The sequence below is a fragment of the Halomonas jincaotanensis genome (genome assembly GCF_018448785.1).
GTDB lineage: Bacteria > Pseudomonadota > Gammaproteobacteria > Pseudomonadales > Halomonadaceae > Halomonas > Halomonas jincaotanensis.
Genome location: NZ_JAHCLU010000011.1, coordinates 1 through 23,178, shown reverse-complemented (window position 1 = coordinate 23,178; position 23,178 = coordinate 1). Strand labels below are relative to the sequence as shown.

23 protein-coding genes and 1 pseudogene are annotated in these 23,178 nt (G+C 60.8%); 17 read left to right on the top strand and 7 right to left on the bottom strand.

All coding sequences use genetic code 11. From position 1 onward, the window contains the following. Nucleotides 1-21: 21 nt before the first annotated feature. The 8 genes and pseudogenes from KG088_RS11165 to KG088_RS19585 form a co-directional block, all read left to right on the top strand. The gene (locus KG088_RS11165) at nucleotides 22-324 is read left to right on the top strand and encodes an urease subunit gamma (RefSeq protein ID WP_213825608.1); all 303 of its coding nucleotides are present in this window, start codon (nucleotides 22-24) and stop codon (nucleotides 322-324) included. 25 nt (nucleotides 325-349) lie between these two features. Then, a complete protein-coding gene (locus tag KG088_RS11160) occupies nucleotides 350-721 on the top strand; it encodes an urease subunit beta (RefSeq protein ID WP_213825670.1) in 372 nt (123 codons plus the stop codon). After that, on the top strand, nucleotides 718-2,421 hold the full coding sequence (gene ureC, locus KG088_RS11155) for an urease subunit alpha (RefSeq protein WP_250148212.1): 1,704 nt from the start codon (nucleotides 718-720) through the stop codon (nucleotides 2,419-2,421). Before KG088_RS11160 ends, ureC begins: the two co-directional genes overlap by 4 nt. 43 nt (nucleotides 2,422-2,464) lie before the next feature. Next, nucleotides 2,465-2,980 (top strand): urease accessory protein UreE, encoded by a 516-nt coding sequence (gene ureE, locus KG088_RS11150; protein WP_213825607.1) that lies wholly within the window; start codon nucleotides 2,465-2,467, stop codon nucleotides 2,978-2,980. Beyond that, on the top strand, nucleotides 2,970-3,746 hold the full coding sequence (locus KG088_RS11145) for an urease accessory protein UreF (protein WP_213825606.1): 777 nt from the start codon (nucleotides 2,970-2,972) through the stop codon (nucleotides 3,744-3,746). Before ureE ends, KG088_RS11145 begins: the two co-directional genes overlap by 11 nt. An 11-nt stretch (nucleotides 3,747-3,757) precedes the next feature. Then, entirely contained in the window at nucleotides 3,758-4,396 is a 639-nt protein-coding gene (gene ureG, locus KG088_RS11140) for an urease accessory protein UreG (protein WP_213825605.1), read from the top strand. Between the two features lie 62 nt (nucleotides 4,397-4,458). Then, entirely contained in the window at nucleotides 4,459-4,695 is a 237-nt protein-coding gene (locus KG088_RS11135; RefSeq protein WP_213825604.1) for a hypothetical protein, read from the top strand. Nucleotides 4,696-4,796: 101 nt separating this feature from the next. Further along, nucleotides 4,797-5,069, top strand: a pseudogene (locus tag KG088_RS19585) (phospholipase D-like domain-containing protein); the annotation flags it as partial. 138 nt (nucleotides 5,070-5,207) lie between these two features. On the opposite strand, the gene KG088_RS11125 reads toward KG088_RS19585, so the two are convergent. Next, on the bottom strand, nucleotides 5,208-6,143 hold the full coding sequence (locus tag KG088_RS11125) for a YihY/virulence factor BrkB family protein (RefSeq protein WP_250148211.1): 936 nt from the start codon (nucleotides 6,141-6,143) through the stop codon (nucleotides 5,208-5,210). A 177-nt stretch (nucleotides 6,144-6,320) separates the two neighbouring features. Beyond that, nucleotides 6,321-7,316, bottom strand: coding sequence for a serine hydrolase domain-containing protein (locus KG088_RS11120; RefSeq protein ID WP_213825668.1), 996 nt, complete (start codon nucleotides 7,314-7,316; stop codon nucleotides 6,321-6,323). A 214-nt stretch (nucleotides 7,317-7,530) separates the two neighbouring features. Between KG088_RS11120 and KG088_RS11115 the strand changes: the two genes are divergently transcribed. From KG088_RS11115 to KG088_RS11095, 5 genes are all read left to right on the top strand, one after another. Continuing rightward, complete coding sequence (locus KG088_RS11115) at nucleotides 7,531-8,208, top strand: polyamine aminopropyltransferase (RefSeq protein ID WP_213825602.1); 678 nt, start codon at nucleotides 7,531-7,533, stop codon at nucleotides 8,206-8,208. A 163-nt stretch (nucleotides 8,209-8,371) separates the two neighbouring features. Continuing rightward, nucleotides 8,372-9,604, top strand: coding sequence for a coiled-coil domain-containing protein (locus KG088_RS11110; RefSeq protein ID WP_213825601.1), 1,233 nt, complete (start codon nucleotides 8,372-8,374; stop codon nucleotides 9,602-9,604). A gap of 160 nt (nucleotides 9,605-9,764) precedes the next feature. Next, entirely contained in the window at nucleotides 9,765-10,565 is an 801-nt protein-coding gene (gene apbC / locus KG088_RS11105; protein ID WP_213825667.1) for an iron-sulfur cluster carrier protein ApbC, read from the top strand. Between the two features lie 99 nt (nucleotides 10,566-10,664). Beyond that, nucleotides 10,665-11,231, top strand: a complete 567-nt coding sequence (gene dcd / locus KG088_RS11100; RefSeq protein WP_213825600.1) for a dCTP deaminase — start codon at nucleotides 10,665-10,667, stop codon at nucleotides 11,229-11,231. Nucleotides 11,232-11,436: 205 nt separating this feature from the next. Continuing rightward, on the top strand, nucleotides 11,437-13,269 hold the full coding sequence (locus tag KG088_RS11095) for an autotransporter domain-containing protein (RefSeq protein WP_213825599.1): 1,833 nt from the start codon (nucleotides 11,437-11,439) through the stop codon (nucleotides 13,267-13,269). Between the two features lie 22 nt (nucleotides 13,270-13,291). Here KG088_RS11095 and purN read toward each other — a convergent pair whose 3' ends face one another. Next, a complete protein-coding gene (purN, locus tag KG088_RS11090; RefSeq protein WP_213825598.1) occupies nucleotides 13,292-14,032 on the bottom strand; it encodes a phosphoribosylglycinamide formyltransferase in 741 nt (246 codons plus the stop codon). Continuing rightward, nucleotides 14,029-15,102: a phosphoribosylformylglycinamidine cyclo-ligase gene (gene purM, locus KG088_RS11085; protein WP_213825597.1), complete on the bottom strand. Its 1,074-nt coding sequence runs from the start codon at nucleotides 15,100-15,102 to the stop codon at nucleotides 14,029-14,031. Before purM ends, purN begins: the two co-directional genes overlap by 4 nt. 133 nt (nucleotides 15,103-15,235) lie before the next feature. On the opposite strand from purM, the gene KG088_RS11080 reads away from it, so the two are divergent. Together KG088_RS11080 and hda are read left to right on the top strand one after the other, a co-directional pair. Next, entirely contained in the window at nucleotides 15,236-16,321 is a 1,086-nt protein-coding gene (locus KG088_RS11080; RefSeq protein ID WP_213825596.1) for an AI-2E family transporter, read from the top strand. Beyond that, nucleotides 16,318-17,019 (top strand): DnaA regulatory inactivator Hda, encoded by a 702-nt coding sequence (gene hda, locus KG088_RS11075; protein ID WP_213825595.1) that lies wholly within the window; start codon nucleotides 16,318-16,320, stop codon nucleotides 17,017-17,019. Before KG088_RS11080 ends, hda begins: the two co-directional genes overlap by 4 nt. Before the next feature lie 24 nt (nucleotides 17,020-17,043). On the opposite strand, the gene KG088_RS11070 is transcribed toward hda, so the two are convergent. Beyond that, entirely contained in the window at nucleotides 17,044-17,604 is a 561-nt protein-coding gene (locus tag KG088_RS11070; protein WP_213825594.1) for a carboxypeptidase-like regulatory domain-containing protein, read from the bottom strand. 207 nt (nucleotides 17,605-17,811) lie between these two features. Here KG088_RS11070 and KG088_RS11065 point away from each other — a divergent pair, with 207 nt between their 5' ends. After that, on the top strand, nucleotides 17,812-19,191 hold the full coding sequence (locus KG088_RS11065; RefSeq protein ID WP_213825593.1) for a class II fumarate hydratase: 1,380 nt from the start codon (nucleotides 17,812-17,814) through the stop codon (nucleotides 19,189-19,191). Between the two features lie 67 nt (nucleotides 19,192-19,258). Here the strand turns inward: KG088_RS11065 and KG088_RS11060 are convergent, their stop codons facing one another. Both KG088_RS11060 and KG088_RS11055 read right to left on the bottom strand, forming a co-directional pair. Then, nucleotides 19,259-20,323, bottom strand: a complete 1,065-nt coding sequence (locus tag KG088_RS11060; RefSeq protein ID WP_213825592.1) for an endonuclease/exonuclease/phosphatase family protein — start codon at nucleotides 20,321-20,323, stop codon at nucleotides 19,259-19,261. Between the two features lie 298 nt (nucleotides 20,324-20,621). Beyond that, nucleotides 20,622-21,380 carry a DeoR/GlpR family transcriptional regulator gene (locus KG088_RS11055; protein ID WP_213825591.1) on the bottom strand — a complete coding sequence of 253 codons (759 nt, stop codon included), beginning with the start codon at nucleotides 21,378-21,380 and terminating at the stop codon, nucleotides 20,622-20,624. Between the two features lie 153 nt (nucleotides 21,381-21,533). On the opposite strand from KG088_RS11055, the gene glpK reads away from it, so the two are divergent. Continuing rightward, the gene (gene glpK, locus KG088_RS11050) at nucleotides 21,534-23,024 is read left to right on the top strand and encodes a glycerol kinase GlpK (RefSeq protein WP_213825590.1); all 1,491 of its coding nucleotides are present in this window, start codon (nucleotides 21,534-21,536) and stop codon (nucleotides 23,022-23,024) included. The last annotated feature ends 154 nt before the right edge of the window (nucleotides 23,025-23,178 follow it).

The following is a 23,178-nucleotide window of genomic DNA, read 5'->3' as shown; positions in this document are numbered from 1 at the left end:
TCTGCCAATGGAGACGCCGCCATGGAACTGACCCCCAGAGACAAGGACAAGCTGCTGCTGTTCTCGGCCGCGCAGCTGGCCGAACGCCGGCTCGCCCGGGGCTTGAAGCTCAACTATCCCGAGGCGGTGGCGCTGATCAGCTTCGAGATTCTCGAGGGCGCCCGCGACGGTCGCAGCGTGGCCGACCTGATGAGCTTCGGACGCGAGATTCTGAGTCGCGACAAGGTCATGGAGGGCGTGGCCGAGATGGTCGACGAGGTGCAGGTCGAGGCCACGTTCCCCGACGGCACCAAGCTCGTTACCGTCCACGAGCCCATAGTGTAAGGAGCGCGCGATGATTTCCGAATCGATGATCCCAGGACAGTACAAATTACGGGACGGCGACATCGAGCTCTGTGAAGGGCGCGAAAGAATCACCGTCGAGGTGGCCAATACCGGCGATCGCCCCATCCAGGTCGGGTCGCATTACCATTTTGCCGAGGCTAACCCGGCGCTGACCTTCGATCGTGCCAAGGCCCGCGGCTACCGTCTCGATGTGGCCGCGGGCACGGCGATCCGCTTCGAGCCCGGCCAGCGCCGCGAGGTCACGCTGATTCCCTATGCAGGGCAGCGTCGTATCTACGGCTTCCGCGGTGACGTGATGGGTTCGCTCTCTACCGCGCCCGGTGACGCGCGAACCTCCTCTACTTCCAACCTCGACGGCAAGGGTGAGCAATCATGAAGATCAGTCGGCAGGCCTACGCCGATATGTACGGACCCACGGTGGGCGACCGAGTGCGCCTGGCCGACACGGATCTGTGGATTGAAGTGGAGCGCGATGCGACTCACTACGGCGACGAGGTGAAGTTCGGCGGCGGCAAGGTCATCCGCGACGGCATGGGCCAGAGCCAGCGCGCCGACGGTACGGTGATGGACACCGTGATCACCAACGCCTTGATCCTCGACTGGTGGGGCATCGTCAAGGCCGACGTGGGCATCCAGGGCGGGCGCATCGCCGCGATCGGCAAGGCCGGCAATCCCGATACCCAGCCCGATGTGGAGATCGTCATTGGTCCCGGCACCGAGATCATCGCCGGCGAAGGCAAGATTCTCACCGCCGGCGCACTGGATGCCCACATTCACTTCGTCTGCCCGCAGCTGGTGGAGGAGGCGCTGATGAGCGGCATCACCACCATGCTGGGCGGCGGCACCGGGCCGGCCACCGGCACCAATGCGACCACCTGCACGCCCGGCGAGTGGCATATCGGCAAGATGCTCCAGGCGGTGGACGACATGCCCATGAACATCGGTTTTCTGGGCAAGGGCAATGCCAGCCTGCCCGAGGCGCTGGAGGCGCAGCTCGAGGCCGGTGCCATGGGTCTCAAGCTCCACGAGGACTGGGGTACAACACCGGCGGCCATCGACAACTGCCTGGGTGTGGCCGACCGCTACGATGTCCAGGTGGCGATCCATACCGATACCCTCAATGAGTCGGGCTTCGTCGAAGATACCCTGGCGGCCTTCAAGGAACGCTGCATCCATACCTACCATACCGAAGGGGCCGGCGGCGGCCATGCGCCGGACATCATCACCGCCTGTGCAAGGCCCTATGTGCTGCCGTCGTCGACCAACCCGACGCGACCTTATACCGTTAACACCATCGACGAGCACCTCGACATGCTGATGGTCTGCCATCACCTCGACCCGAAGATACCCGAGGATGTGGCCTTCGCCGATTCGCGCATCCGCCGCGAGACGATCGCCGCCGAGGATATTCTCCATGACCTGGGGGTGATCTCGATGATCGCCTCGGATTCGCAGGCGATGGGCCGCGTCGGTGAGTCGGTGTGCCGTACCTGGCAGACCGCCCACAAGATGAAGGTGCAGCGCGGCCTGCTGCCCGAAGACGAGGCGTTGGGCGCCGACAATTTTCGTGCCAAGCGCTATATCGCCAAGACCACCATCAATCAAGCCATCACCCATGGCATCGGACATGAGGTGGGCTCGGTCGAAGTCGGCAAGCTGGCTGACTTGGTGCTCTGGAAACCGGCCTTCTTCGGCACCAAGCCGGCCATGATCATCAAGGGTGGCATGATTGCCGCCGCGCCGATGGGCGACCCCAATGCCTCGATCCCCACGCCCCAGCCGGTCCACTATCGCTACATGTTCGGTGCCTTCGGCCGGGCGGCGAGCCAGACCCGCCTGACCTTCGTCAGCCATGCGGCGCTGGACGCCGGCATCGGCGAGCGGCTGGGCCTGCGCAGTGAACTGACCGCCTGCAAGAACGTGCGAGGCGTGCGCAAATCCGACATGAAGCTCAACGACGCCTGCCCCGAGCTGACCGTGGACCCGCAGACCTACGAGGTTCATGCCGATGGCGAACTGCTGACCTGTGAACCGGCGACCGAGCTGCCGCTGGCTCAACGGTATCATTTGTTTTGAGCTATGTATGAGAACGGCACGACGCTCGAGATTGAGGTAAACGATGCTGAAACTGACCGAACGACTTGGTCCCATCGAGGCGAGCCAGGCGAGTGACACCCTGACGCTGCCCTATGAGCTGCGGATCCGCGGCCGGCTCAAGGCGATGAGCGATGCTGGCCGCGAGTTGGGCCTCTTCCTCGACCGCGGCCCGGTGCTGCAAGATGGCGAAGGATTGCGTGCCGAGAGCGGCGAGCTGGTGCGTATCCAGGCCGCCGTTGAGCCGGTCGTTACCGCCCGTATCGCCGCGGGCCTGCCCCTGGCGCGGCTCGCCTACCATCTGGGCAACCGCCATGTACAACTGGCCCTTGGCGAGGACGAGGAGGGCGGCTTCGTACGCTTCCCGCCGGACCATGTGCTCGAGGAACTCGCCACCTTGCTGGGGGCAACCCTGGTGCATCATCAGGTACCTTTCGATCCCGAATCCGGTGCCTATTCCCAGGTGGGGCATTCTCATGGCCATGACCATACCCATGGCCAGGATCATTCTCATGCCCACGAGCACGATCATGCGCACTGAGTCGCCCGGCCATGAAGGGCAGAGTGGTGATCTGGCGTTGCTTGGCTTGCTGCAACTTGTCAGCCCGGCGCTGCCCATCGGCGCCTTTGCATTTTCTCAAGGGCTCGAGAGTGCCTTCGAGCTGGGCTGGGTCAGTGACGAGGCGAGCCTCGGTGACTGGCTGGAAGGCGTGCTCGACGATGGCCTGACACGCTGTGAATTGCCGGTGCTCGCGCGCCTGCATGTCGCCTGGTCAGAGCGCGATGGCGAGGCGATCGGCGAATGGGATGCCTGGCTTGCCGCCAACCGCGAGACGGCCGAACTCGCCGCCGAGGATGCGCGCCTGGGCGCTTCGCTGACGCGCCTGCTGGGCAGCCTCGACCGGCTACCCGGTAGCACGTCACAAGTTTATTCTTCACAAGAAAGCCCTTCACGAGATAGCCCTTTACAAGATGGCGATTCACCAGATGCCCCGATGCTGCCTCCCGGTGCAGGCTATGTGACGCTGTTCGCCTGGACGGCGAAGATGCGGGGCGTGCCGCTTCGCCAGGCACTGCTGGGCTTCGCCTGGGCATGGCTCGAGAATCAGCTCGCCGTAGCCTGCAAGGCGCTGCCGCTGGGTCATACCGCCGCCCAGCGTCTGGTCGAGCGCTTGCGTCCCTTGTTGGTAACGGCCGTGGACGAGGCGTTGTCCCTGGACGACGACGAGCTCGGCCCGGCACTGCCCGGCCTGGCGCTGGCCAGCGCCCTGCATGAGACCCAGTATTCGCGACTGTTCAGAAGCTAGGAGAAAAGACCATGACCCATTGCCTGCGTATCGGCGTCGGCGGCCCGGTGGGCTCCGGCAAGACGGCACTGCTCAAGCAGCTCTGCCTGGCGCTGCGCGACCACTACGATATCGCGGTGGTCACCAATGACATCTATACCCGCGAGGACGCCGACTTCCTGCTCAAGCACGAGGCGCTCGCGGCCGACCGTATCCTCGGTGTGGAAACGGGCGGCTGCCCGCACACGGCCATACGCGAGGATGCTTCGATGAACCTCGCCGCTATTGACGACCTCCTGGCGCGACACCCGAACCTGGAGTTGGTGCTGGTGGAATCCGGCGGCGATAACCTCTCGGCGACGTTCAGTCCCGAGTTATCGGATCTCACGTTGTACGTCATCGATGTCTCCGCCGGCGACAAGATCCCACGCAAGGGCGGGCCGGGGATCACCAAGTCGGACCTGTTGATCATCAACAAGATCGACATCGCCGAACAGGTTCACGCCTCGCTCGAGGTCATGGCGCGCGACGCCAAGCTGATGCGCGGCGAACGACCCTTTGTCTTCACCAACCTCTACGATGGCGTAGGCCTCGAGGAGATCATCCGCTTCATCCTCGATCGCGGCATGCTGCCGGAGCGCCGCCCACGGGCCGCTGTCGCTACCACCTGACGCCTTTTTGCCTCACCCCATTTAGCTATTGCTATCCTTCGCCATTGCCAGGAGATCGTTCCATGATGACGCGTCCTTTCGAACCGCTTCGCCCCGCCGTCCTTGGTGCCTGCCTGCTGCTACCTGCTACCACCGCCCTGGCCCATTCCGGTCATGGGGCTCCCTCGGTCCATGCCCATACCGGCAGCCCGGCGATGCTGGTGGTGCTCGGGATCGCAGCCCTGGGAGTCGCGGCGCTGGTGCCGTTATTGCGCCTAGTGCTGCGTCGCCGCCGGCTACGCTGCCAGACCCGAGCCTGATCGACATTCGGCATGCAGTGCGCCCGGCTTCTGTCGGGCGCACTGTTTTTTGCCCCACCTGTCGCTATGCTGGCCGCTGACGTCGGCCGACCCGGCGGCATGTGGCGCGAGGAAGTAAGGACGGCATTCCTAACCGTCCGGTCGCCCAGGAGCTGGTCGATGCCGGTATCGCGGTGCGCCGGTGTGTAACGCGGGGCGAGCGGTGCCATAGCAAGCTGTTGCTGCGAAGACCGGCTAACGGTGGCGAGACCGAGATGATCGTCGGATCGGCCAATTTTACCCGTCGCAATCTCGATAATCTCAACCTGGAAACCGGCGTGCGTCTGCAGGGGCGAGCGGAATTTCCGGCCCTGCGTGATGCTGCTGCCTCCTTTGAGCGTCGCTGGCAGTCAGCGCCGCAGCAGATCACCAGCGAGCCCTTCGAAGCCCACGACGAGACCACGGCCTGGCAGCGCCTACGTTATCGGGTCATGGTGGCGACGGGCTGTCGACCTTCTGACTCGTGCATCGACTCAATCGACATGCGTGATGGCCTGGCGTCGGGGGTCGACATGCCAGGGAAGTCCATGACGCGCGTTATGCTCGAGTTCGGCGATCACCTGGGCGCCCAGCAACAGAATGATCGCGCCCACCTCCAGGCTTAATAGCATCACAATCAGGGTGGCGAACGAGCCGTAAACGACATTGACGAAAGACAGGTTGGCGAAATAGAACACCAGCAACAGTCGTACCCCTTCCCAGAGCAGCGCTGCCACGAACCCGCCGACGATGGCCCGCCGGATGGCGATCTTGACCACCGGCAACACCTTGTAGATAGCGCTGAAAAGCAGGAAAACGCCCACAAAGCTGAAGAGGTTCAGCATCGACTCCGAGAGCCCGGCCAGCGGCAGCTCACGATCGAATATGGCCAGAGACAAGGCGTTGATCGAGCTGACTAAGGTCACCAGCAGGGTCAAGGCCAGCAGGCCGGCCCCCAGCACCACCATGAAGGCATAGGGCATCAGCACCGATACCCAGACGCTGCGATGGTGGTGCTGGGTCTCATGGGCATGAAAGATGAGCGCCAGGGCATCCTCCAGCATGCGAAAGGCAAAGGAGCTGAACACCAGCAGTATGGGGAAGCCCAGAATGCCAATGACGTCACGGGAATCGAGCAGGGTACGCACGGCCTCGAGCAGTACCTCGGCATGCGAAGGCGCCAGGTGACGCGCCTGGATCGTCAGGACTTCCAGTAGCCGCTGTTGATCGACCACGCCTGCAAGCAGCACCACCAGCAGGGCGAATAGCGGCACGATCGACAGCAGAATGTTGTAGCCAACGCCACCCGCCAGCAGGATGCCTCGGTTTCGCAGGAAAGCCAGAAGCACACGCCACATGAAGCGCCCTACCTTTGGCAGTAGGGCGCTCAGTGTCTTGAGCGAGAAATGCTCAGCGCGGAAAAGCGTCATTGACCTGGCCATCCATGGGCATGGGGCAATGATACGCCCTTGGCAGTATTTAAGGTCAATAACAGTGACAAGGACAACGGTGGCAAGGCGGATGTCTTGAACGACGGCATTGAAGCATCCACGCGTGGTTTTTTCTGCGACCTGTAGCGCAGCGGCCAGCGGGGAAACTATTCACGGTCATTTGACCTCATCTTTGCCCAGCAGAATCTCGATCAACCGGTTGAGTCGGCCCTGGAATTGCCCGCCGGGGGAGGGAGGGGTTGGGTCTGAGGTGATCGCGACGGTCAGCCCGCGCTCTGGCACCACGAACAGTGCCTGACCACCGTAACCGCGGCCGTAGTAGACACGCTCTCCAGCGAGGGTGGTGACAAACCAGCCGTACCCGTAGCCATCCCCCGTCCAGGGCGAGCGACCGCGAGCCGTCCAGGATGCCTCGACCCAGCCTTCCGGCAGGATCCTGTTACCGTTGATGATGCCGTCCTGGCGATACAACTCGCCGATCTGCACGAGCGCTCGCGGAGACAGCTGCATGTCGTTACCGCCAAAGTAGATGCCTTGAGGGTCGCGGGGCCAGGGCGGGATGGCGATATCGAGGGGCTTGCCAAGCAGGCGCCGAGCCAGTTCGAGTGTCGTCTCGCCGCTGGCCTGGGTCAGCGCCGCCGAGACCAAATGACTCGAGCCAGTAGAGTAGAGCATCCGCCCGCCTGGCACATCGACGAAGGGGCGCGTCAAGGCGTACTCGACCCAGTTGGGGCTGGCCACCCAGGCGCCGTAATTGTCTCCCGACGTTCGCTCCAACCCGGCTTGCAGGGACAACAGATGCCCCATGGTGATCTCGTTGACCTGCGGCTCGGCGGTCGCTGGTACCAGAGGGCCCAGCAGGGAGGTGGCCGATTGGTCGACCCCGTCGATGATGCCCGCCTCGATGGCCGCCCCCACCAGGGCCGCCAGCACGGTCTTGGAGAGTGACTTGATGTTGGCGGGCTGGTCCACGCCGGGGCCGGCGAAGGCAAGTTCGTAAACGATCTCGCCGTCTTTGGCCACAACCAGCGCATGCAGGCGGTCGAGCGCCTCTGCGGCTGATTCGAAACGCTGAAAATCAGTTTCTAGTGGTCCTTTCTGATTGGAGGCCATGGCGTTAGATGCATGGCAAATCATGGCAAGCGCCAGCATAATGCTCACGCAAGACAGCGTTCTTTCCCTGATGCCTCGTTGTGTTGGTGGGCGGTGCATGCTGCATGTCTCCTGACGTAAGGGCGGGGCGTTCGAGGCGAATCTTGGCCGATAGGTTCCCTGGCGGTCGAGGGAGTCGCCATCATGCCCCGGCGCATGATGGCGATGAGTGGCGTGCGCCATTCGACACAACACACGGTTTCACAAGCGAGACATGATGGCCAAATTCGAAGAGATAGCCACGGCGAGCATTCCCGGACAAGGCGGAGAGCTCAGGCTCCTGCAGCGCAATGATGAATTCTCAATCCGTATTGCCGGCAAGAGTGGCGATCTAATGAACACTCGCCTGCACGGTTCGGAGGAGGCCCTGGCCGAGTTGGCCTGCCGGCGTGTTGCCGACCGAGCCGATGCGCGCGTGCTGATTGGTGGGTTGGGCATGGGGTTCACCTTGGCGACTGCCCTGGTGTGTCTAGCCAATGACGCCACAGCGGTTGTCGCGGAATTGGTGCCGGGCGTGGTGGAATGGAACCGTGGTCCCCTCGGGGCGGCCGCGGGTTATCCGCTCAAGGATCCGCGAACGCAGGTCAGTCTTGGTGATGTCGGCGAGTTGATACGCAAGGGCCCCGGCGGTTTCGACGCCATCATGCTGGATGTGGACAACGGTCCCGAAGGTTTGACTCGACGCGAGAACGACTGGCTCTACTCCCCTGACGGCCTGGCGGCGGCCCAGGCAGCGCTGCGCCCGGACGGTATCCTGGCCGTGTGGTCGGCAGGCCAGGACCCGGCTTTTACTGAACGCCTCAAGCGAGTCGGCTTTCTGGTAGAAGAAGTGATGGTGCGGGCCCATCGGCCTGGCAAGGGAGCCAAGCACTGGATCTGGCTTGCATGGTGATAGTCATGCAGAAGCCTTATATTATGATTGTCCGTGGAGTCACCGTGTGTCAGCGACTCTTGTCGAGGTAGCCAGTGAGCGACAATTGTGTATCCTGAGTGTTACCACCATCTTCCGCGCATGAAGTGTCGGGAGCCATCGACCAGCAAGAGGACGTCGGGAAATGTCGGATACCCCAAGTAGTGAATTGCTTAAAGACAATCGCGTCAGGGTGCTTGGTGCCGTCGCGGTTGTGTTTCTTATCTGGGCCATTATTGCCACCTCAAATTCCGGCGATTACCGGGACCAGACGAATGCTCTTCAGGATGAGCTTTCCGCTCTGGAGAGCGAGAACGCAGCCCTGAATCAGCAAGTCACAGAAATCGAGGATGCCGGGAGCGACCTTGCGGCAGTCGAGGAAAGCCAGGCACAGCGACAGCAGGAACTAGAGGCCATCGAGCAGGAGTTGGCTGACGCGGAAGAAGAGCTTTCTTCGGTACGTGATCAGATCACGGAAGCGGAGGGGACGATTGAGTCATTGCAGGAGGAAATCAGCACCCTCCAGCAAGAACGTGACCAGGCACAGGAGGAACTGACTTCCTTGCGTGAAGAGCGTGACGAGGTTGCCCAGCAGCGCGATGAAGCCCAAAGCGCTCTTGAGGAAGCCCAAGCGGCTCGCGACCAGGCCATGGAGGCCCGCGATTCCGCTGAGTCAGCCCGCGACGAGGCTGAGGCTCGCACTGAAGAGGCGCAACAGGAGCGTGATGCTGCGCAAGAAGAGCGTGATGCAGCTCGTGAGGAACTGACCTCACTCCAGAACGATATCAGTGCAGTTCAGGATAGCTTGGCGCGTGTCAACAATGCCGTAACTGAGCAGGAAGAGACCCAGGAGGCGCTGGAAGCCGAACTCGAGACGCTGCGCGAACAGCGCGAGGCAGCTGAATCCGAGCTGCAAGCTATTAGCGAGCAACAAGAAGACGCACGAGCACAAGTCGAGCAGGCTCATAGCGACTTCGAGCAGCTCGAGACCGCCATTGAGGAAGGACGCAACGAGGTTGCAGAGATCGATTCCCAGATCGAGCGCCGCCAGAGCCAGCTGTCGGGATTGGAGTCACAGCTTGCCGACTGGCAGCGCGAACTCTCCGATCTGCAACAGCGCCAGTCTGGTCAGGAGGATAGCGAGTCAGCCTCACAATCCGACACCGAGTCACAGACAGATAGCGCCTCCGGTTCTGAGTCTGAAGGGGACTCCAACTCCGGGTCTGAAGGCGACTCTGCCTCTTCAAGCGAATCCTCCGGTGATTCCGAGGAGTCCTCGAGTGAGTCCGAAGAGCAAGGTGATTCTGCATCCGAGTCAGATGACGGCTCTGAGTCTTCTGAAGACTCCGAAAGTGAGGAGCAGACCGAGCAGAACTGATCTGTTATTGGTTTATCCGGCATGACCCGAACGGCGAGCCTTGATGGCTCGCCGTTCTGCGTACTGGCCATGCCATTGCGTGATGTCGCGATTTGATGCGTATACTGAAGGTTCATGCTGCAAGCGTGGCAACCCCATATTCTTTAGGGAGTGAGTCGTGATTGAAGGGGTCAAGCATATTGTCGCCGTGGCTTCCGGCAAAGGCGGCGTCGGCAAATCTACCGTCACCGTGAACCTGGCGCTGGCCATGGCCGCCGAGGGATATCGCGTTGGTATTCTGGATGCGGACATTCATGGCCCTAGCCAGGCCCAGATGCTGGGCGTTGGTGAGGGCGTGCGGCCACAGTCATCGAGCGGGAACGGCTTTCTGCCGCTTCAGGTCCACGGCATTCAAGCCATGTCCATGGCTTTCATGGTCGATACGCGTGAGCCCATGGTATGGCGCGGCCCGATGGTCGCCGGTGCCTTTCAGCAGATGCTGACTCAGACCGCCTGGGACAACGTGGACTATCTGTTCATCGATATGCCACCGGGAACGGGCGATATTCAGCTGACACTGGCCCAGAAAGTGCCCGTGGACGGGGCGGTGATCGTGACCACGCCTCAGGATATTGCGCTGTTGGATGCTCGCAAAGGCATCGAAATGTTCCGTAAGGTCAACGTGCCGGTACTCGGTGTGGTGGAAAACATGAGCCTGCACCTGTGTTCCCATTGTGGCCACAGCGAGCCTATCTTCGGTGAAGGCGGTGGTGAGCGCATTGCGGCCGAATACGATACCCGCGTGCTGGGCCGCTTGCCGCTTACCATGTCAATTCGTGAGCAGGTGGATGGCGGGCGTCCCACGGTCGTGGCTGAACCGGATGGTGAGGTAACCGGCACGTTCCTCGACATGGCACGTCAGGTGGCAGAACAGATTCGCGAACGGGGGGGCAATGAAGGCCCCGAGATATCCTTTAGCTAGCAAGGCTGGCTCAGGAATCCAGCGTGGCTGTGACGTTACTGGCCGGGACCGCTATGATAACGGTCCCGGTTTTCTCTGATCATTCAGCAGGACGTTTCGATGAGCATCAAGTCTGATAAGTGGATCCGCCGTATGGCGGAGCGGGAAGGCATGATCGAGCCCTTCGAGCCTGACCAGGTCCGCTATGTCAACGACAAGCGAGTGATCTCCTACGGCACGTCCAGCTATGGCTACGACGTACGCTGTACGGATCATTTCAAGGTCTTCACCAATATCCATTCGGCGATAGTGGATCCCAAGGGCTTCGACGAGAAGAGCTTCGTGGACATCAGGGGCGAGGTCTGCGTGATACCTCCCAACTCCTTTGCCTTGGCGAGTACCGTGGAGTACTTTCGTATCCCGCGCAGCGTCCTGACTATCTGCCTGGGCAAGTCCACCTATGCCCGTTGCGGCATTATTGTCAACGTCACACCGCTCGAGCCGGAATGGGAAGGTCACGTCACGCTGGAATTCTCCAATACCACCAACCTGCCGGCCAAGATCTATGCCAATGAAGGTGTCGCACAGATGCTTTTCCTGGAGTCCGATGAGGAGTGTGAGACGTCCTATCGCGATCGTGGCGGGAAGTACATGGGCCAGCGTGGGGTAACCCTGCCCAGAACCTAGCTGCACATCATCGTTCGGCTGGCCAAATTACGGGGTTCCTCTACGCTGGAAAGACCATGACCCGGCGAGACATGGTCATGGTTTTCCTGACTTGCATGAGGCCCTGGCCATGCCCTTTCCCTTCTCTTGTCGCATTGTTCGTTCCCTCGACCGTCGACGGCTAATCCGTCGTTATATGGTATCGGTGTTGCTGGGAGCCTCAATCTTGCCTGCTGGCGCCTCGGCTTACTCGAGGATGATCGTTTTCGGCGACAGCCTGAGCGATTCGGGGCAGTTTCCGGACGTGGAGAGTCTCGCCTCAGGGGAAATACAAAGCCTGCGCTTCACCAACCGACTGGGCCCGACATTCCTGGCACCTTCGCCTTATGGTGAGGTAAGCACGCAACGACTGGCCAGGGCGCTGGGGCTGGAGCCGCTATTACCCTCCACCTCTATTGTTCGCGACGTGCTCAACCTGCCGGATGGCACCAATTATGCCACCGGTGGCTATATCACCGACGATATCCTTGGCTCGATTACCCGTCCGGAGGGATCGGTGGTCGGCGGTGTAGGGGTAGCGGTGCGCAGCCGCGATGGGTATCTAGTGACAGTGGACACAGCTGACCCCGATGCCCTTTACTACCTCAATGGCGGGGGGAACGATTTCCTCGATGGTGTCGCTACCGATGTCACGACGGCGACAACCAGTGCAGCGACGCTGGCTGAAGGCGTTACTGCATTGGTTTCGGCGGGGGCTAAGAGCATCGTGGTTGCCAACCTTCCTGATGTGGGGGCGACACCGGCTGGTGCGCAGAGTGGGCAGCGGGAATCGCTGTCGGCACTGACGCAGGTCTTCAATCAGGCACTCGGTGAGCGACTGGCCCAATACGATGGTCAGGTGAATATCATTCGTCTCGATGTCGGCGCGCTATTTGACGAAGTGATCAGCACGCCAGGAGATTTTGGTCTGGCTGAAAATATACCGTTATCTGAGGTTTGTTTTAGCGCTGAGTCCTGTGACATTTCCAACTTCGGCTTGGCAGCGGGCACCCCGGACCCCTCTAAGTTGTTGTTCAACGATACCGTGCACCCGACGACGATCGGTCAAGAAATCCTGGCTGACTATGCCTACGCGATGATCGAGGCGCCGAGGATTCTCTCGTTATCCGGTGGCCTGGTGACCGGCAGCATGAATGCCCAGCAGCAACTGGTCGGTAGTGAATTGCGACCCGGTCAGCAATCCGACGAATGGCGCATCTTCGTGCACGGGGATTATCGCGACGATCAGGCCCAGGGTGTCAGCTATGTTGACAACGTCGAGGCTGAGCAACGTGGCGCAGGCATTGGGGCGGTTGTGCCGATTGGTCAGGGGTGGCTGGGTGCCACCGTGACTCAGCGCGAGGGCGAGCTTGAGGCACCGGCGGATGTCGAGCTCGAGGGGCTGGCCTTCAGTCTATTTGCGCGTCAGCATCTGGGGCGACTCGGGGGGCAAGCGATTGTCACTCAGGGGGATTTCGATCTTGAGCTACGCCGGCGGGTTAGCCTGGGCATGGCCGAGCGCACGTTGTCAGGGGAAACCTCGGCACGCAGCTGGGCGGCCGAGTTGCGACTCGACTATCGGCTGACGGCCGAAGAGTCAGCCTGGTATACCTCGCCCTTCATCGCGTATCGGCACATCGCTGCCGATATCGATGGCTATCGTGAAGCGGGTTCCATGGCGAATGCCTTGATCGTTTCCGACCAGGAACTTGATGAGCGTCGGGTGGAAGTCGGGCTGATGATGGATCGTTCCCCGCAAGGCGGCATCGGTGTCTTCGCTGAGCTGGCCTGGGGCGAATATCTGAATGATGAAAACGACGCTGCCGAGGTCCGGCTGGCGTCACTGCCAACCAACCGCTGGTCGGGAGAGGGCGGCGAGGGCGATGATGATCACTACCTGCGACTCGATACCGGCCTGCGCCTCGCGCTGGGCAATACCCGCATTCAGGCTGGTGCGGGCATTGAGGGCTGGGACAACCTGGAGCCGTATTTCCAGCTGAGTGCCGGTTTCAGTTTCTAGCCTCTACCGCGTTTCGCGGCATTCAATCGCCGGACGCCTCATCGAGTTCCTCGGCGGCGTCGGCATGGGACATTCGCATTCCCTGGGGCGGCAGCGGCGTGCCATCGAAGGTGACGCCTTTCGTACCGAAACGCAGCCGCCCTTCGAGGCACCATTTCACGGCAATGGGCGTGATCAGGTGTTCTCTGGCCTGCACCTTTGACTTGAGGCTCTCTTCGGTCTCACCTTCGGCGACGGCCACTGCTGCCTGCAGGGCGACGGGGCCACCGTCGAGTTCCTCGGTGACGAAGTGCACGCTACAGCCATGCTCTTGGACACCATCGGCCAATGCTCGAGCGTGAGTGCGTAGGCCCTGATAATCGGGCAGCAGCGAAGGATGGATATTGAGCATCCGACCCAGGAAACGCTGCACAAACCGGGGCGTGAGAATACGCATGAAGCCGGCGAGCACCACCAGGTCCGGTTCATGGCGCTCGATGACCTTGATCAGGGCGCCATCGAAAGCGTCTCGGCTTTCGTATTCGCGATGCGGCAGGGCGACGGCATCGATGCCTGCATCGCGGGCGCGCTTGAGGCCGTAGGCATCAGGCTGATTGGAGATTACCGCGACGATCTCGCCCCCCAGCTGGTCATGTTGTTGCGCGTCGATCAGTGCCTGAAGGTTGCTGCCATTGCCCGAGATCAGTACCACGACGCGACGCGCTTCGCTTGGGTCCGGCGCGAAGTCTCCCAGGGTGTCGCTGTAATAGTCCGTTTCGCTCATGGCTTCCGAGTCTCCAACTGGACGTGCGGTTCATCGCCCTGGCGGGTGACAATCTCACCGATGCGATACACCGTTTCACCCTGCGCTTGCAGATGCTCGCGGGCTCGGTCGGCATGCGACGCCGGCACGACCACGACCATGCCGATACCGCAGTTGAGGACACGAAGCATCTCTTGCTCGTCGACGTTGCCGTGCCGCTGGAGCCAGTTGAAGACGGCGGGACGGTTCCAACTCTGAGTATCAATGCGTGCGGCGAGAGCCTGCGGCAGGACCCGGGGAATGTTCTCCAACAATCCACCGCCGGTAATGTGCGACAGGGCATGCACAGGCACACCGCTTTGCTTGATCAATGACAGCAACGGCTTGACGTAGATGCGCGTCGGCGCCAGCAGGGCGTTGCCAAGGGATAGGCCACCGATGGGAGTGTCGAGCGATTCTTCGCTGACGGCGAGGATCTTGCGGATCAACGAGTAGCCATTGGAATGGGGCCCCGAGGATGCCAGTCCGAGTATCACATCGCCATTATCGACCTTGCTGCCGTCGAGTATTTCGGACTTTTCGACCACGCCAACGCAGAAGCCGGCCAGGTCGTAATCGCTGCCTTCATACATGCCCGGCATCTCGGCGGTTTCGCCGCCAACCAGCGCACAACCGGCCTGTTCGCAGCCGTTGCCGATGCCCGTCACCACGTCGGCGGCGATATCCACGTTTAGCTTGCCCGTGGCATAGTAGTCGAGGAAGAACAGCGGTTCGGCTCCAGCCACCACCAGGTCGTTGACACACATTGCCACCAGGTCGATTCCGATAGTGTCGTGCCGGCCCAAATCCATGGCCAGCCTGAGTTTGGTTCCTACACCGTCGGTACCCGAGACCAACACCGGCTCACGGTAGCCGGAGGGCAACTCACAAAGGGCGCCAAACCCTCCCAGGCCGGCCATCACTTCCGGACGGGCGGTGCGCTTGGCGACGCCTTTTATGCGATCCACAAGGGCATTGCCCGCATCGATGTCGACACCGGCGTCCTTGTAGCTGAGCGAAGCCTTGGTCGGGCGTTGAGTGGAGTCGGTCATGGCCTGTCCTGAGTATGAAGTGTCGGTCGTGAAAGGGTAATGCGGGACATATGAGGCAAGATTGGGAGCTAAATTGTAACATCACGGCGAACGGCTGGCAGCCTGCGACCCGTCATGTCCCTAGGAGCAAGCGATGCAAAAGCAGTGGTGGGTAGCCACCGGCGTGGCGCTGGTGGTGCTCTGGTTCTTTATCAGCATCGAGCCGGTACTGACGCCTTTTTTTGTCAGTATGATCCTAGCGTATCTGGGCGACCCTCTGGCGGACCGTCTCGAGGAAGTGGGCTTGACCCGACGCCTGTCAGTGTCGCTGGTGTTTCTGTTGTTGACCCTGGCTATCGGATTGACGCTATTGCTGGTAATTCCGATTCTGGGTCGCCAGCTTGGACAACTGATCGAGGCATTGCCTATGGTGCTCAACTGGACGCAGAGGACGGTGGTGCCACGTATACAGTCGCTCACCGGCATGGACTTGAGTACCGATATTGATCAGATCCGCCAGACGGTCGTGGACAACTGGAAGGAAACCGGCAGTTTCGCCGCTGGCCTGCTGGCACAGGCCTCGCGTTCGGGATTGGCATTGATCGCCTGGTTGGCCAACCTGGCACTGATTCCGGTGGTAACTTTCTACCTTTTGCTGGATTGGGACTCCATCATGGCCAAGTGTCGCGCTTCGCTGCCGAGAAGCTGGGAGCCTTCACTGGTGCAACTGGCAAGCGAGTGCGATGAGGTACTGTCCGCTTTCCTGCGCGGTCAGTTGATCGTCATGCTGTGCCTGGGGGCGATCTATGCCGTGGGGCTGACGCTGCTGGGTGTCAGCTTCGGGGTGCTGATCGGCATGCTCGCGGGGCTGGCGAGCATCGTGCCGTATCTGGGCGTGATCGTCGGCATCAGCGTGGCTGGGCTCGTGGCCTTCTTCCAGTTCGGCGACTGGCTGATATTGGTGGGTGTTGCCGCGGTCTTCGGTTTCGGCCAGTTTGTCGAGACCGTGTTGCTGCAGCCCAAGCTGCTTGGCGACAAGATCGGGCTGCATCCCGTTGCCGTGATTTTCGCGGTACTGGCCGGGGGGCAGCTGTTCGGGTTCACGGGCGTGCTGCTGGCGCTTCCGGTGGCAGCGATGATCATGGTGGTGCTCCGTTATCTGCACGGGCACTACAAGAACAGTTCCCTCTATGATGCCGATCGTCATCGTCATCGTCGCGAGGATGAGGAATCACCATGAAGGGTGCCTCCGGACAATTGCCGCTTGGAATGGGCCGTCGCGACGACGCCACTTTTGCCAACTTTTACCCAGGGCCTAATACCACCCTGGTTGAATGGCTCAAGCAGCAGTTCGATGTCGGGGGTGAGCCTTTCTTGTACGTCTGGGGGGCACCGGGCACCGGCCGCACCCATCTATTACAGGCTGTCTGCCATGCTGCAACGGCGCGAGATAAGCGCGCGCTCTATCTGCCGTTGAAGGAGCTGGGCCACTTTCCTCCATTGATGCTGGAGGAGATAGAGCGCCTGGACCTGGTCGCCATCGACGATCTCGACCGTGTGGTGGGCCGGCAACGTTGGGAGGAGGCCCTGTTCCATGCCTTCAATCGCCTGCGTGATGCCGGCAAACAGCTGGTTGTGTCTGCGGAAGCGCCTCCCCGCCAGCTTCCGGCGGCCCTCCCCGATCTACGCTCTCGTCTGAGTTGGGGCATGACTTTCCACCTGCAAGGGCTCGATGACAGCGACCGCCTCGCGGCGCTGCAATTGCGGGCGAAGGAGCGCGGCATAGAGCTGTCAGACGACGTTGCCCGCTATATCCTGCATCGTGGCCCGCGGCGCCTCGTCGACCTGTTCTCTCTGCTTGGGCACCTCGATGTGGCGTCACTCTCTGCCCAGCGCAAATTGACGATACCGTTCGTCAAGCAGGCATTGGGCTGGTAGCTTTCATGGCGGCTGAGCTCAACGTTATCGACTGAGATCGACGTTGCGCTGCTGGCCATTGTCGAGACTAATCTGGTGGATGATCACGCGGGTTTCGCCGCTGGCGGGGTCACGCCCACTGCTCGAGACATAGAATTCGCCGGCGGGTAGACCGCTAACGCGGAATCGCCCATTGCCGTCGGTCCGGCTGGTATGGGTATAGTCCCTTGCTCTGGGGTCGGCGGGTTCCACCGCGCGCCCCGCCAGCGCCTGTTCAGCCGCTTCGGCCGAATAGGTGGTAACCGGCGCCACCGAGATGGGGCGATCAGGAATGGGACGCCCGCTGAGTGTCAGCCGTCCCGAGATGACACCGCTGCCGCTCTTTTCAAGCGCCGCATACTCCTGCGCTGGAAAGTCGACCTGCCGGGGCACGCGGCGGGAGGCAGTGGGCGGTGGCGATGGCTCGCGTTCATCGACTCCGGGCAAATCGTCACTCTTGTCGATCACCTCGATGCGTTCGCGCTCTCTGTCGGGATAGCGGGGCTCGATGACCTGACACCCGGCAAGTAGAAGTACGATCAGAAGGGGAAGGATCCAGCGTGGCATCTTGACTCTCCCGGAGAGACTATTGGATGGCTCGTCCAGAGAGCATAACGCAAAACCGTCGACGATCATTGTCAGGAGGGGGACATCGAGGCTCAAGGTCTATTGAAGACGTTGTTTAGACCGTTAGAAGACGCTTCTGCCTTGCAAGCCGGCAGAGTGGCCACCATGGTTAAGTCATCTATTCAGCGTGGCTGGGAGGTAGAGAGCATGAGCGAATATCGTATCGAACGGGATAGCATGGGCGAGCTGGAAGTGCCGGCATCGGCCCTTTATGGGGCTCAAACACAACGGGCCGTCAACAATTTTCCGGTATCCGGGCAACCAATGCCCACGGCTTTCATCCACGCCATCGCGCGTATCAAACTGGCCGCCGCCCGGGTCAATCGCGATCTGGGATTGCTCGATTCTCCGCGTGCCGAGGCGATCGTCGCCGCTGCAGAACAAGTGATCGCCGGTCAACATGATGACCAGTTCCCGGTCGATATCTTCCAGACCGGGTCCGGCACTTCCTCGAACATGAATGTCAATGAGGTGATTGCCCACCTGGCCAGTCGGGAGGGGCAAGACGTCGGTGCGAACGATCACGTCAACATGGGCCAGTCGAGCAACGACGTGGTACCCACGGCGATTCACCTGTCGGCTGCACTGGCGGTTCAGTCTCGCTTGCGCCCGGCCCTGGTACACTTGCGGCAGACCATCGATGCCCGCGCGGTGGAACTCGACGGTGTGGTCAAGACGGGTCGTACGCACTTGATGGATGCCATGCCGTTGCGACTCGGCCAGGAGCTTGGCGGCTGGTCGAGTCAGGTCGGGCAAGCCATCGAGCGGCTGGATAGCGCGATGGTACGCCTCTGCCGGTTGGCGCAGGGCGGCACGGCCGTCGGCACCGGCATCAATGCCCATCCCGAGTTCGCCGAGCGCATGGCCCGCGACTTGAGCGACCAGACAGGGCTGGCGTTGTCACCCAACGACAGCTTCTTCGCCAGCCTCGCCTCCCAGGATGCGGCGGTGGAACTCTCCGGCCAGCTCAAGGGATTCGCCTGCGTGGTCATGAAGATCGCCAATGACCTGCGCTGGATGAACTCGGGCCCCCTGGCCGGTCTGGGCGAGATCGAACTCGAGGCACTGCAGCCGGGCAGTTCTATCATGCCCGGCAAGGTCAACCCGGTGATTCCCGAGTCCGCCGCCCAGGCCGCCGCTCAGGTGATCGGTCTCGATGCCGCCGTAACGGTAGCCGGCCAGAGTGGCAACTTCCAGCTCAACGTGATGCTCCCCTTGATCGCTTACAACCTCCACTCATCGATTGGCCTGATGAGCAACACCGCCTGGCTGCTGGCGGACCGTGCCATCGCCACGTTCAAGGTTCGTGAGGCAAACCTGGCCGAACCTTTGTCGCGCAATCCCATTCTGGTGACGGCACTCAATTCGGTGATTGGCTACAACGCCGCGGCGGCGATCGCCAAGCAGGCCTATCAAGCCGGACGCCCCATCATCGAAGTAGCTCAGGAGCAGACAGAACTCTCCCGCGAGGAGCTCGAACGACTCCTGGATCCCACTGCGCTGACGCGAGGAGGAATACCGCAATAAGCCACTCTGGAATAACGACAAGCGGGACGACAGGCCCGGCTGGAAGCGGGTGGGAAGCTCTCGCGGGTCAGGTTTCCTGGTCCCGCTCCCGGCCTTCAGAAATCGTCTCATCAGCATCGCGAAATTCCTCATGGTCGGCCTCGGGTGTGGAAGTTTCATCGGCACGCGAAGGACGAAAGCATAGGGTGGCGAGTATCGGAAAATGATCCGAGCCGAATTTGGGCAAGCGACGCATGGTGTTGAGAGTAAAATGCTCGCTGACAAAGATATGATCCAGTGGCCAGCGTAAGAAAGGGTAGGCTGCATGGAAGGTGCTGAACATGCCGCGACCAATGCGCGGATCGAGCATGCCGCTGACGCGGCAAAACAGACGTGTGGAGCGTGACCAGGCCACATCATTGAGATCTCCGGCCACCAGGGTGGGTAGCGGATTCTCGTGAATGCGTTTGCCCACGAGCAGCAGTTCCGCATCACGCCAAAGCGACTCCTCACTCTCATTGGGCGCTGGGGGTCGCGGGTGCAGGGCGTGCAGTCTGATGATGTCGCCACTGGGGAGCGTGACGCCGGTATGGATCGAGGGGATGTCGTCCTGAATGAGCCACTTCACTTCAGGACGCTCCAAGGGGAGCCGCGAATACAGGTGCATGCCGTAAAGGTTGTCCTGAGGAATCTTCACGCTATGGGGCCAGCCGTCGTTCAACGCTGCGTCAAGACGCTCCTGCCACCATTCGTCAGATTCCAGCGTTAACACGAGATCTGGGTCGTGTTGGTGAATCACGCTGATGAGCTTCTCGGAACAACGGTTTGAGGTAAGCACGTTGGCCACCAGTAAGGTAACGCAACGTGGCGCTTGTCCCGGCTCGGCGGTCTGGACCTGGATGGGCCAGATCCGTGTCCAGGGCAGTATACGAGGAAGTTGCAGCGCCACCGTCAGCAGACTCGTGGCCAACGCATACCAGATCCAGGGAGACTCGGCGAGAGGGGATAGCGCGGCGGTGACCAGAGCGAGAAAGCTGATCTGCAGGCGCGGAAATTCACATGCGCGTATCCACCACCAGTGGGTCGGTAGTCTGCCCAGCAGCGTCATGGCAAGCAGCAATGTAGACGCACTGCAGATTAGCAAATCGAGCATGGTCGGGCTCTTTACCAGTGGGTTAGACACCATTCATAACATACCCGACCCGGCCAGGGAATCAGGCGGCTGAGGCTAGGAGATCAGCCGATTTTTCGTCGCACAGGGGTCTCACCCCGGAGGTTGGCTCATGTAAGACGCCCGCCAGGGATCTGCCAATCAGTGTGCTCGGATAAATCTGAATGTTTGGAATCGAAAAATTATCAACAAAAACGAACATAAAGGACAGTCTGCCGTGACTCTTCGGGAGAGACGATAACGGCAAGGCAGCAGCATCGGAGGAGTAGCGGTGGGCGAGTCAGGCGATATGCAGGGCGACATCATGGATTTCAAGCAGGCGAAGCACGGTATCAGGAGGCTGACGGTCGGTGAAAAGTGCGTTCAGCTGGGCGATATTGCCTTGGCGAACCACCGGGTTGCGATGAAACTTCGAGTGATCGGCAGCCAGGTAGACCTGGCGTGAATTGCGAATGATCGCCTGGGCGACACGTACTTCCTGATAATCGAATTCGAGCAGCGAGCCGTCTTCGTCGATCCCGCTGATGCCGATGATGCCGAAATCGACCTTGAACTGGTTGATGAAGTCGATGGTTGCCTCGCCAATGATTCCACCGTCACGGGAGCGGACCTGTCCACCCGCGATGATGACATTGAAATCCTCCTTGGGCTGCAGGATGGCGGCCACCTTGAGATTGTTGGTGATGACTTCGAGCCCTTGATGCCCAAGTAGCGCTTCAGCGATAACTTCGTTGCTGGTGCCGATATTGATGAACAGGGAGGCATGGTCGGGGATGTGCTGGGCCAGTAACTCGGCGATGCGCTGCTTGGCTTCCAGGTTCAGGGACTTGCGGGTGCTGTAGGCGGTATTGACCGTACTCGATTCGAGCCCGGCGCCGCCGTGAACACGTCGGATCATCCCCTCACCGGCCAGGGCATTCAGGTCGCGTCGAATCGTTTGTGGGGTGACCACGAAATGTTCGGTGAGCTGCTCGATACTGGCATAGCCCTGATGTCGGACCAGATCGATGATCGCATTCTGTCGTTGTTGCTGATTCATGTCGGCTCCCTTCTCGATCGTCCCATTGTAGGGCATCTTGGCAGGTTTCGGCAGGTGTAGGTGGGGGCGCGTGCGACGAAGGTAGTAAAGAATTCCGAACACACTGCAGTACTCTTGATGATCATAATCGAACATATAAACACAGGAGCTCGCATGACTGACTATCTGCTTGCCATCGATCAGGGTACGACGAGTTCTCGCGCCATCCTCTTCGATCGGGCGGGGCGTAATGTGGCAACGTCGCAACGAGAGTTCACCCAGTATTTTCCCAACGATGGGTGGGTCGAGCACGACCCTGAAGCGATCTGGGAAACGGTCCTTGCTACCTGCCATGAGGTGATTGAAACGGCCGGGGTAGGAGTCGACCGAATCGTTGGGGTGGGCATTACCAATCAGCGCGAGACCACTTTGTTGTGGGACAGGGCGACCGGTAAGCCGTTGTACAACGCGATCGTCTGGCAGGATCGCCGGACCGCGGACAGCTGTCAGGCATTGCGCGAGCAGGGACATACCGAATTGTTGCAGGCTAGCACCGGGCTCCTGATCGATCCGTATTTCTCGGCCACAAAGCTCGCCTGGTTGCTCGAGCATGTCGAGGGGGCTCGTGAGCGTGCCGAAAGGGGAGAGCTTGCCTTCGGCACCGTGGATAGTTTCCTTATCTGGCGCCTTACCGGCGGCAAGGTTCACGCCACTGACGCTACCAATGCATCGCGCACTGCGCTTTTCAATATCCACGAACAGCAATGGGACCCGGCTCTTCTCGAGCTGTTCAATATTCCGGCCAGCCTGCTGCCGGAAGTGAAGGACTCCAGCGATGATTTCGGTCAGGTCGAGACTGGCTGGCTTGGGGTAGAGCTGCCCATTGCCGGTGTGGCCGGCGATCAGCAGGCCGCACTGGTCGGTCAGGCCTGCTTTACGCCGGGAATGGGCAAGAGCACCTATGGCACCGGCTGTTTCATGATCGTCAATACAGGCGATGTTGCCGAGACCTCGCGCAACCGATTACTGACTACGGTGGCCTATCGCCTGAACGGCAAGCCGACATATGCGATGGAGGGCAGTATCTTCGTGGCCGGAGCCACGGTGCAGTGGTTGCGAGACGGGCTGCAGCTATTCGCCAATGCTTCCGAGACGGAGTCACTTGCAAGCGAGACGCGCGATGGCCACAGCGTCTACCTGGTGCCGGCGTTTACCGGGCTTGGCGCTCCCCACTGGGACCCCAAGGCAAGAGGGGCGATACTCGGGTTGACCCGGGATACCGGCATCGCCGAGATCGTGGCGGCCGGGCTGCAGGCGGTGTGTTATCAGACACGGGATCTCCAGGCCTGCATGCTTGATGATATGGCAGCCTCGCCCGGTGCCTTGCGGGTCGATGGGGGCATGGTCTGCAACAGTTGGGTCATGCAGTTCCTCGCGGACATGCTGGGCGTTCAAGTGGACCGGCCCACCGTACTCGAAACCACAGCCCTTGGCGCGGCGTATCTGGCCGGATTGCGTCTGGGTTGGTATCAGGATCTCGACGAAATCGCGTCTTTCTGGCAGTGCGAGCGCAGTTTCTTTCCCAGCATGGAAGAAGGCGAGCGTCAGCGGCTCTATCAGGGATGGCTCGAGGCGGTGGAGCGGGTCAAGAGTGACCGCTTTTGAGCACTCGGAGCTTGCAAAGTTAAGCGATACCGGTAAGATATGTCTCCGTTGCCACGGCGCTTCCAGCGAAAAAACGCGCCAAGTCTTTTCGTGGTCTTAGATAGACTCGAAGTACTGAGGCGAACAGCCGTGTAGAACAGGCAAATGGAAAGCA